General features: G+C 35.8%; 8 protein-coding genes. 1 reads left to right on the plus strand and 7 read right to left on the minus strand.

The genetic code is table 11. The features are described from left to right. Window positions 1-485: 485 nt before the first annotated feature. The 7 genes from ACFOUY_RS04025 to ACFOUY_RS04055 all read right to left on the minus strand — a co-directional run bounded on the left by ACFOUY_RS04025 (window position 486) and on the right by ACFOUY_RS04055 (window position 9,150). Window positions 486-1,736, minus strand: a complete 1,251-nt coding sequence (locus ACFOUY_RS04025; protein ID WP_378959174.1) for a sulfate adenylyltransferase subunit 1 — start codon at window positions 1,734-1,736, stop codon at window positions 486-488. A gap of 153 nt (window positions 1,737-1,889) precedes the next feature. After that, window positions 1,890-2,795 carry a sulfate adenylyltransferase subunit CysD gene (gene cysD, locus ACFOUY_RS04030; RefSeq protein ID WP_378959175.1) on the minus strand — a complete coding sequence of 302 codons (906 nt, stop codon included), beginning with the start codon at window positions 2,793-2,795 and terminating at the stop codon, window positions 1,890-1,892. A 355-nt stretch (window positions 2,796-3,150) separates the two neighbouring features. Then, window positions 3,151-3,876, minus strand: coding sequence for a phosphoadenylyl-sulfate reductase (locus ACFOUY_RS04035; RefSeq protein WP_378959176.1), 726 nt, complete (start codon window positions 3,874-3,876; stop codon window positions 3,151-3,153). Between the two features lie 2 nt (window positions 3,877-3,878). Then, the gene (locus ACFOUY_RS04040; RefSeq protein ID WP_378959177.1) at window positions 3,879-5,390 is read right to left on the minus strand and encodes a TSUP family transporter; all 1,512 of its coding nucleotides are present in this window, start codon (window positions 5,388-5,390) and stop codon (window positions 3,879-3,881) included. Continuing rightward, the gene (gene cobA, locus ACFOUY_RS04045) at window positions 5,374-6,144 is read right to left on the minus strand and encodes a uroporphyrinogen-III C-methyltransferase (RefSeq protein ID WP_378959178.1); all 771 of its coding nucleotides are present in this window, start codon (window positions 6,142-6,144) and stop codon (window positions 5,374-5,376) included. Before cobA ends, ACFOUY_RS04040 begins: the two co-directional genes overlap by 17 nt. Before the next feature lie 100 nt (window positions 6,145-6,244). Beyond that, the gene (locus ACFOUY_RS04050) at window positions 6,245-8,335 is read right to left on the minus strand and encodes a HEPN domain-containing protein (RefSeq protein WP_378959179.1); all 2,091 of its coding nucleotides are present in this window, start codon (window positions 8,333-8,335) and stop codon (window positions 6,245-6,247) included. Window positions 8,336-8,703: 368 nt separating this feature from the next. Continuing rightward, the gene (locus tag ACFOUY_RS04055) at window positions 8,704-9,150 is read right to left on the minus strand and encodes an RrF2 family transcriptional regulator (RefSeq protein WP_378959180.1); all 447 of its coding nucleotides are present in this window, start codon (window positions 9,148-9,150) and stop codon (window positions 8,704-8,706) included. A 221-nt stretch (window positions 9,151-9,371) separates the two neighbouring features. On the opposite strand from ACFOUY_RS04055, the gene ACFOUY_RS04060 reads away from it, so the two are divergent. Continuing rightward, entirely contained in the window at window positions 9,372-10,514 is a 1,143-nt protein-coding gene (locus tag ACFOUY_RS04060) for a histidine kinase dimerization/phospho-acceptor domain-containing protein (protein ID WP_378959181.1), read from the plus strand. Window positions 10,515-10,591 lie beyond the last annotated feature (77 nt).

Consider the following 10,591-nt stretch of genomic DNA (forward strand, 5'->3'; position numbering starts at 1 on the left):
ATGTTAATATGCCAAAACCGAGAGTTAATGACGATATGCCCCATGAGTATTTGCCAGAACAAATTTGTTAGACTTTATTCAGTAAGGAACGCAAATAGATGATTAGCTGCGTAAAAATAAACCCGATTGAAGTGGAAATATTTTTTGTTACAAGTCTTCGACAAGCTACCATTGACGTTTTTTGTTTGTCGTCATTGCGAAGCAGGGTTTGTGTGAGCTGAAGCAATCTTATTTCAATTATCTTTCGAATAAGATTGCTTCGTACCTCGCAATGACGATTGCCTTAAAACGTCACTTATATTGATTTTTATGAAATAAATTAATCCTCAGACTGACTCAAAAAAATTGAAATGAAAAACGGGGCTATCGTTTCCGATGCCCCCCTGAAATTGCTTTCCCCTAATTAAAAACTAGAGTTTCACTATTATATTTGGTTGTGGTTCTAATGGATTATTAAATATCTTCCTTCACACATCATCCTCATATTATTCTACCGCGGCTCTAAACATTAAAGCGCCAACGGTTAAATTTGTACGGCTATCAATTAAAATTGCCGAACCATTTGCACGATTATCATCATATAAATCAAAAGCCAAAGCATCTGCAGTTTTAATAATTACCCGACCGATGTCGTTCAATTTAAATTCTTCGGCATCATGTTTTTCTAAAGTATTGATATCTATCTTATGCAGAATTTCGCTGATTTTACATTTGGTGGTTTTACTGTTATGCTGAATTAGATACATAATTGAAGTATCCAATGCCCGTCCATCCATCCAACATAAATCGGCCTCGATTAATTTCGATTCCTGAGGCAAAGCCGATGCATTCACAATCGTATCTCCGCGACTGATATCAACATCATCTTTTAGGTGAATGGTAACCGACTGACCTGCATGAGCAGCTACAGGCTCCTGGTCGAAAAATTCGATTTTCTCGATAATTGAGTTTGCACCTGATGGCAAAATTGTTACTTTATCATTTAAGTTAAAAGTTCCGCTCAAAACACGACCCGCATAGCCCCGATAATCGTGTAATTCTTCTGTTTGAGGGCGAATTACCCACTGAACTGGCATACGAGCCAATTGCGATTTATCCAAGTTATCGGTGTCAACTTTTTCTAAAAAGTGCAACAAACTTTCGCCACCATACCAATCCATTCGCTCAGAATTTTGAACGATATTATCGCCTTTTAATGCGCTAACAGGAATATAAGTAACATCTTTCAATTTCAGTTGTTGCGCTAAAACTTTATATTTTTCGATGATTGAGGTATAAACTTCTTCGCTGTAATCAACCATATCCATTTTGTTAATACAAACCACAATGTGTTTAATATCCAACAATGAAACCAGATAAGAATGGCGAATAGTTTGCTCTACCACACCATTTCTAGCATCAATTAAAATGATAGCCAAATTGGCTGTAGATGCACCAGTAACCATATTTCTGGTGTACTGAATGTGTCCTGGTGTATCGGCAATAATAAACTTACGTTTTTCCGTTTGGAAATATTTGTACGCTACGTCTATCGTTATTCCTTGCTCACGTTCGGCTCTTAAACCATCGGTTAATATGGCTAAATCAATTGTCCCATCGTCGTTTTTGCGGTTAGAGCTTTGTAAAGCCTCTAACTGGTCGGCTAAAATGGAATCTGTATCGTATAACAAACGGCCGATTAAGGTACTTTTACCATCATCTACGCTGCCTGCTGTGAAAAATTTTAATATGTTCATGTTGTTTATAGTGTTAAGAGGTTAGTATCAAGACATGAGTATCAAGTATCAAGACATGTGTTATAATACAAATTGCAGTCTTTAACTTGATGCTAATCTTATTTTTATATTTCAGCTTGCATCCAATCTTGATGCTCTCTATTAGCTACTCCTTTAAAAATACCCGCCTTTTTTTCTATCCTCCATTGCAGCTTCTGAAACCTTATCGTCTAAACGTGCGCCACGCTCTGAGATTTTTGATTCGCTGATTTCTGCAATAATATCGTCTATTAATATAGCTTCAGATTCTACCGCAGCTGTACAAGACATATCGCCAACGGTACGGAAACGTACTTGTTTTCGGAAAATAAAATCATCTTCATCCATATTTAAAAAAGGCGATGCAGCCATTAATTGCCCATTTCTGGTAATTACTTCACGCTCATGTGAGAAATAAATACTTGGCAATTCTATTTTTTCTCTACGGATATAATTCCAAACATCAAGCTCTGTCCAGTTACTGATTGGGAACACGCGAACATTTTCGCCTTTATGGATTTTTCCATTGTAAATGTTCCAAAGTTCCGGGCGTTGGCGTTTTGGATCCCACTGACCGAATTCATCACGAACAGAGAAAATACGTTCTTTAGCTCTTGCTTTTTCTTCGTCTCTACGGGCACCGCCAATACATGCATCAAACTGATGCTTTGCAATCGTATCTAACAAAGTAACGGTTTGCAAAGCATTTCTGCTGGCATTTTTACCAGTTTGCTCAATCACTTTGCCTTGGTCGATAGATTCCTGAACGGAACCTATGATTAATCTTTCGCCAATTCTTTCGACCATTTTATCGCGGTAAGTAATGGTTTCTTCGAAGTTGTGTCCGGTATCAATATGTACCAATGGAAATGGAAATTTCCCAGGACGGAATGCTTTCTCAGCCAAACGAACCAAAGTAATCGAATCTTTTCCACCTGAAAATAATAAGGCTGGTTTTTCAAATTGTCCTGCTACTTCACGCAAAATGTGAATCGCCTCGGCCTCTAATTCGTCTAAATAATCAAAATTGTATGTACTCATACCCCAACCCCCTAAAGGGGCTTTTATGTTTAAAATTTATAATAGTTAATTTCATAGTCACACATTGGAAAGTTCCGCTGTTCAACTATTTATATTTGTTGTTAACCTCACCCTATTAATGGTAGCGGTTTAATTTCTTTTCTGCTCTCCCTCTCCTGAAAGAGAGGGATTTATTATAACTGGATTTAACCATTATGGTATAAGGCATCTGTTTCAAGTTTCCTTCTCTTCAAGGAGATCGATGCAAAACCATGAGTTTAACTAGCTGCTATAACTGGGTGAGGTAATATGCTTTAAGATTGCTTCGTTCCTCGCAAGACGAGGAGTGAAACTCTTCGCTTTAGTCTTTAAGCTTTTAGCTTTCTACTACCTTACCCTCTGCCTCCGTAGCGTGCAACCCACATTCTTTTTTGCTTTGGTCTTCCCACCACCATCTTCCGGCTCTAAAATCTTCGCCAGGCTGTACCGCTCTTGTACATGGTGCACAACCAATACTTGGGAAACCTTTATCATGCAAGGTATTGTAAACGATGTTATTTTCTTTGATATAAGATTTTACATCATCTAAAGTCCAATCGAAAATTGGGTGGAATTTCGTTAACTGATTTCCCTCATCCCACTCTAAATCATGCATATCTTCACGGTTTGCGCTCTGCTCAGCCCTGATTCCCGTTATCCAAATTTCGTTACCCTTTAAAGCCCGTTTTAGCGGTTCGATTTTGCGGATGTAACAACATTCTTTTCTATTTTCTACAGATTCATAAAAGCTATTTGGCCCTTTCGCGTTAACCATATCCTGCAACAATTCATTTTGCGGATAATAAGCATGAATCGGTTTATTATATATTTCTAAAGTACGGTTCCAAACATAATAAGTTTCTGGAAAAAGTCGACCTGTTTCCAAAGTAAATACCTTTATGGGAATATTATTTGAAAAAATTAAGTGCGTAATGGCTTGGTCTTCCCAGCCAAAACTGGTCGAAAAAATTATTGTACCGGCGTATTTATCTGCCAGATATTTCAGTTTATCTACAGTATTTAATCCCGATAATTCTGCTTGTATATCCGCTAAATTGCCCATCACTAAATTAATTTTAAAATAAACATAATTACACTACGCAAACTTACGATCATTACGATAATCCCCACGGCAACCATAATGGTTTTTGCCGAAATTTTGTTCGAAACTCTTGCCGCAATTGGCGATGCTACAGCGCTACCAATAATTAAGCCTAAAACAGCTTCCCAATGTTTGCCCCCTAACATCGTAAAAAATGTTAAGGAACTTAAGGTTGCAATAAAAAACCTACTAATTTTTACGGTACCCAAAGAAAATAACGGATGGCGACCACCTGCAATTAAACTCGATAATACGATTGAACCCCAACCACCACCGAAAGCAGCATCGATAAAACCACCCACAAAACCTAATAGACCAATTTTTTTGATTTTTTCGCTAGCCTTTTTCCTTTTAATGTTGAAGGCTTTCATTAAAATTACACCACCCAAAAACAAAGTATAAACGGCTACAACTGGCTTAACATAAGAACTATAATGCTCCAAAGATGACAAAATATATGCACCTAAAACTGCTCCAATAATTGCCGGAATGATAAGGATTTTGAACAATTTCCAGTTAACATTACCCATTTTATAATGCATCCAGCCCGCAATACCATTGCTCATAACCTCAGAGATATGGATAGCCATACTTGCTGATGCTGGCGGTAAACCCATCGCTAATGAAAATGAAGCTGTAGTTACACCATAAGACATTCCAATTGCACCATCAACTAATGCAAATAAAAATCCGGCTCCTAAAAACCAGTAAAATAGTGGGTCGATATTAATTAAAAATGCCTGAAATTCTGGCTCGGTATTCCAAAGTGAAAAACCGATTGCACCTACAAGTAAAATTGACGCTAACCAAATCAACCACTTAATATTGCGCTCGGCAAAGCTTTTACGGGGATTAATTAAACTCTGCGTAACCTTGTTTAGCTTTTTTACTTTTGATGAAAAATCGCCGTTTAAAGTTTGGCGAAGTGCACTCATATTTTGCAAAGTTTCATCAAGCTCTGCTGGAATACCCTCATTTAAAATCTGTTTCAATCGCTTTGCGATAGTTGGCGATTTTCCATTAGTAGAAATGGCAATTTTTAGATCACCTTTCTGAACGATAGAGCCCAAATAGAAATCACACAAATCTGGTTTATCAGCTACGTTAATTAATAAACCTTTTTCGTGTGTAACTGCTCTAATTTCTTCGTTTAAAATGTTGTTGTTTGTTGCAGCAAAAACAATATCAATGTTTTCCAAATCGGTAACATCGAAACTTTTTTGCATCACATTTATATGAGGATAGTTAGCTACAAGCGCATAAACATCTGGCGATACAATTTCTGCAACGATGGTAATTTTAGCCTGATGGCTATTATTTACAATAGCTGTTAGCTTTTCAAGCCCAATATTCCCTGCACCAATCAATAATGTACGCAGCTTGTTCAGCTTTATAAAAACTGGAAAAAGCTGATTCCCTTTCTCTTGTTCGGAGAAAGATTCTGCATTATTAGGTTGGTTAGGCAATACTTGCATATTGTTTTACTAATTTTTTAAACGATGGATGTAAGGAAACTACTTCGCCAAAAATTAAAAGTGCCGGAGCCTTAATATTTTCTTTTTTAACCAAACTTTCGATGGTTTCAACCGTACCAACTACTAATTTTTCTTCAGCTGATGAACCATTTTGAACCACCGCTGTAGGTAAATGGCACCGACCAGCTGCTTTGAAAATTTCGACAATTTTAGCTATTTTTTTTAAGCCCATTAGCACTAAAACCGTAGCGTTTGATTCTGCTGCCTGATAAATATCATTCGAAACTTCGCCCGAAGTTGTTGTACCTGTAATTACCCAAAAGCTTTCGCTTAAACCGCGGTGCGTAACCGGAATTTGTTGTAAGCCAGGAACACCAATTGAACTCGAAATACCTGGAATTACATCTACAGGAATGCTGTAAGATGCCGCGTAATCCAATTCTTCATATCCTCTACCGAAAACAAATGGGTCACCGCCTTTTAAACGTACCACATGACCGTAGTTTAAGGCGTAATCAATCATTAATTTGTTAATGGTTTCTTGCGGATAAGAGTGCTCACCCGAACGTTTGCCTACATAAATTTTAATGGCATCAGCACGTGCATGCTCTAATAATGCTTCATTTGTTAAAGCATCGTACAACACTACATCAGCAGCTTGCAAAGCTTTAACACCTTTCAAGGTTAGTAAATCTGGATCGCCTGGACCAGCACCTAAAAGGGTGATTTTTGATTCTTTATTTTGATTTAACATACGTTTAAATTTTGAATGAATGAATTTTGAATGACTGAATGAAAGCATTTAGCGTATCGCTTTAAGCGTTTGCCAGGCCTCAAATCTATTGCCTCAAATCTCACTTTACTAATACTGCCCTTTTTTCCTTTATTTGATTTAAAAACGCTTCCGCCTGGTTAAAATAGCTATTTGCAAATACTGCAGTTGGTTCATTTTTGTTAATTTGAAGAACCAAATCAGAGAAATTTGTAGATAAATTAAATTCACCAGTTTCCACGTAATGATTATCAAATTCTCTAATTACGCCAACCTGCGTGCTGCTATTTACACCCTTATCTAAAAGCAACGATTTTGCTGCGCTAACAAAAGTGCTGTATGTATGGTAAATTGCATCAGCGTAAGCACCCTTTTCTAAATTTTGCTTTGCCCATCCGAATTTTTCATCAGCCTCTAAAAGCAAAGTAGCAACCAAATCAATTACCACACCCGCACATTCGCCAACACCAATCGCCGTAACAAACTGCTCTACATGGCCCCAATCTACAAACTCTTCTTGCTGTAGATTTGTTAAATCGGCCAAAGGTTTTAATAACTGATAAAAATGGTCTTTACCTTTTCTATCATAATATTGATGAAAGTTTTCGTTCTCCTCGTTATTCGCCTTAAAATCATTTAAAATGAAATGCAAAACGCTGGTTGCTCTTTTCGATGGCACTTTAATCACACGTTCTGCAACTCTGCCCACACCATTTCCAACTGTACCACCACCAAGCATTACTTGTACCGCCGGAACCACTTTTCCCTCTGCTTTTACAGAACTTCCATGGAAACCTATTTCTGCCAAACCATGCTGACCGCAGGAGTTCATACAGCCGCTAATTTTAATTTTAATGTTTTTCTCGTAAATGAACTCAGGGAAATCAGTGTAAATTACATCTTCCAAAACTTCGGCTAATGTCATTGAGTTAGAAATACCCAAATTACAAGTATCCGTTCCAGGGCAAGTGGTTATATCTGCCAAACTATCGAAACCAGCCGTTGTGAATCCAATTTTATTTAAGGCTGCATATAAAGATGCCAGAGCCTCTTTTCTAACAAACTTTAATAGTAAACCTTGGTTTTGTGTAACCCTGATTTCATCGGCAACGTAAGGTTTAATTGCATCAACAAAAGCTCTAGCTTTATCTGTTTTAATATCGCCAACCTGAACTTTAACATAAACCGAATAAAAATCGGCTTGCTTTTGCTCTACAACATTTGTAGCAAACCAATGCTTATAATGTGTTTCATTCAATATTTCTACCTCACTAAAGTCTTGTGTTAATGGCAAAGTTGGCTGAGGCACAGTATCTCTATCTATTTTATAAGTTTTAACTTTATTGGCGATGCGCTCTTCAGCTACCAAACGTAAAACCTCTTCTAATCCTAATTTCTGCACCAAATATTTTAAACGGGCCTTGTTTCTGTTGGTACGTTCTCCATAACGATCGAACACGCGAAGAACAGATTCTGTAAAAGGAATCAATTGGTCTTCATGCAAAAATTCGTGTATCGCGTTAGCCAAAAACGGCTGTGCACCTAAACCCCCTGCGAATAAAACTTTGAAACCACGCTCGCCATCTTCGTTAATCTTTGGTATAAACCCTAAATCGTGAATGTAACTAAACGCTGTATCTTTATCGCTCGATGAGAAAGAAATTTTAATCTTTCTACCCATTTCCTGGCAAATTGGGTTACGCAAAAAGTATTTGAAAACAGCATGTGCATAAGGCGAAACGTCAAAGGGTTCGTCCTTATCAATACCCGAATTTGGCGATGCGGTTACATTACGAACTGTATTTCCACAAGCTTCGCGAAGCGTAATATCATCTTTTTCCAGTTTAGCCCAAAGCTCTGGTGTTCTATCCAAGCTTACATAATGTAACTGAATATCCTGACGAGTTGTTAAGTGCAAATTGCCACTTCCATATTCATCTGCAATATCAGCAATACGCAATAATTGCTTAAACGTAACCTTACCAAAAGGCAGTTTAATGCGAATCATTTGTACACCTGGCTGTCTTTGTCCGTAAACACCGCGAGCTAAACGTAAGCTCCTAAATTTCTCATCGTGAATGGTTCCGTCGCGAAAAGCTTTAATCTTATTCTCTAAATCAATAATGTCCTGCTCGACAATATTGTTTTCGAGTTCTGTTCTGAAACTTTGCATAGTTGTTGTTAGCTTTACTCAAAAAATGCCTCTCTTTTTTCTGAGAAGCATCCAATATTTTACACATATAAATTATTTAATACCCTCTTCTATTGCGTTTTGCAACAACAATAAATCATTTGGGTACAAATTGAGTTATGTATAAAACTGATGTTCATCTGTCAAATATATAAAGTATATAGGAATAGTAGTAATTTTTATTAAAAAAGTTTTGAATAACCTTTTAGATTGACAAACAATTCGTTAATATTTAGAAGGAAATGTATTTCTAATGAATTTGGGAACCGTTGTTTTCCTTCGCAACGGGAACAATTAAGAAAATACAGTATCCGTGTTCTTCTTAGGTTTTTGAAATAAAAATTGAAAGCTTATAAATTTTCAATACTCAACTTCAAAGTATCTTCACGACCTATAACATCGGCAATGCTTGTTTCTGTTAAAACCTTCAAAGTAGCATCTCTAACATCAATAAAAGCACTTCTTATACCACAAGTTTTTTCATCTACACATTCATCACATTTGTGATAGAAGTTTAAGCTGGCACATGGAACCATTGCAATTGGCCCATCAGTTACACGCATAACATGTACCAAAAGAATTTCTTCAGGTTTTTTGTTTAAACTATAGCCACCTCCAGCTCCCTTTTTACTGTATAAAAAGCCTGCATTACGTAAATCTAATAAAATCTGCTCTAAGAATTTTTTGGGAATATGCTCCTCCTCAGCAATCTTTGAGATTTGCATGGGTGGTTTTTCTACATTTTTGCCAAGTGCAACAAGTGCTTTAATAGCGTATTTAGTCTTTTTGGATAGCATATTTTTACAAATCTAATAAATTAAGTATAATTTTAAAACAGTGTTTGTGTTACAAACTGTTATGCAAAGAGTTAAACTAAACTTTAAAGCTGGATAAGCCTCAATTATAACTAATTTAATTATCTTTAGCTGTAAAACGGTTTTTTTTAATCTTTAAAATAGTTAAATCCTTAAATATAAGCACCCATAAAATAAGTATAGAAGCTAAACTTTTTGCAGTTTTGTGCAAATGCGTTATCATTATATCTTTAATAAACATATTTGCTAATTTTATTGTAGGCTTATCTTGGGTACTTAATATTTACATATTTTTAGGTATTTTCATTCATGCAGCTTTTTATTATTATGCATTAAGGGATAAAGTTTTTGAAAAAACTAGATTATGGTACTTCATTTTTAATATTACCTCAATTGCACCAGCATGGTTCTTAAATGGAGGCGCTTTAGGTTCTACTCCTTTATTTTTTATATTTTATTTAAGCATAGCAATGCTTTCATTACCTAAAAAATTAAGATACATTTTTGTTTTTTACTTCTTTTCTATTGTTAGTCTTTGTATTGTAGGAGAAAATAGATTTCCAAACTGGGTAACACACTACCCAAGTGATAACTCCAGAAATTTTGATATCCTTTTTGGCTTTTTAGATGTTTCAATAATGATGATACTTATGCTTGCCATGTATAAGAAAGTTACTGAACACGATAAATTTATACTGCTAAAAAGCAAGCAAAGATTAGAAACTTCGCAACAAGAACTTATTATTGCTAAAGAAGAAGCTGAAGCTGCTACCAGAGCCAAATCAAGATTCTTAGCCAACATGAGTCATGAGATAAGAACACCTTTAAATGGGATTATTGGTGCTTCAGAGTTACTCAAACTTACAAATCTAGATTATGAACAGTCGCAATTACTAAACACGTTGCAAGCCAGTAACAGCATAATGATAGATATTGTGAACGATTTGCTAGATATTTCTAAAATTGAAGCGAACAAAATGGAAATCTATAAACATGTGTTTGATATTAGAAACTCAATTTCGGAAGTTGAAAATATTATTAAACCGCTGCTAAATAATTTAAAGCTCAAATTCAATTGCCATATCGATGAAAACCTTCCAAAAAACGTTGTTACAGATGAAATCAAGTACAAACAAATCCTCATAAATTTATTAAGCAATTCGATTAAATTTACTTTAGAGGGTAATGTAACTTTGTACCTTAATTATGAAGATAAAAATGGAGTAAGCACTTTAAGATCAGCAATAAAAGATACAGGAATTGGTATTGAAGATGAAGATATGAAAAAACTGTTTTTACCTTTCTCTCAAGTAAATCCATCAGGGTCAACGCATAAAATTTTCTAAAATTCGTTGTGTTATCCACAAAATGTTAATTTCTGCCTAAGAACTTTTTTATTTTAAAGGCCTGGTTTCATATAGCT

The organism is Pedobacter jamesrossensis (assembly GCF_042650905.1).
GTDB lineage: Bacteria > Bacteroidota > Bacteroidia > Sphingobacteriales > Sphingobacteriaceae > Pedobacter > Pedobacter jamesrossensis.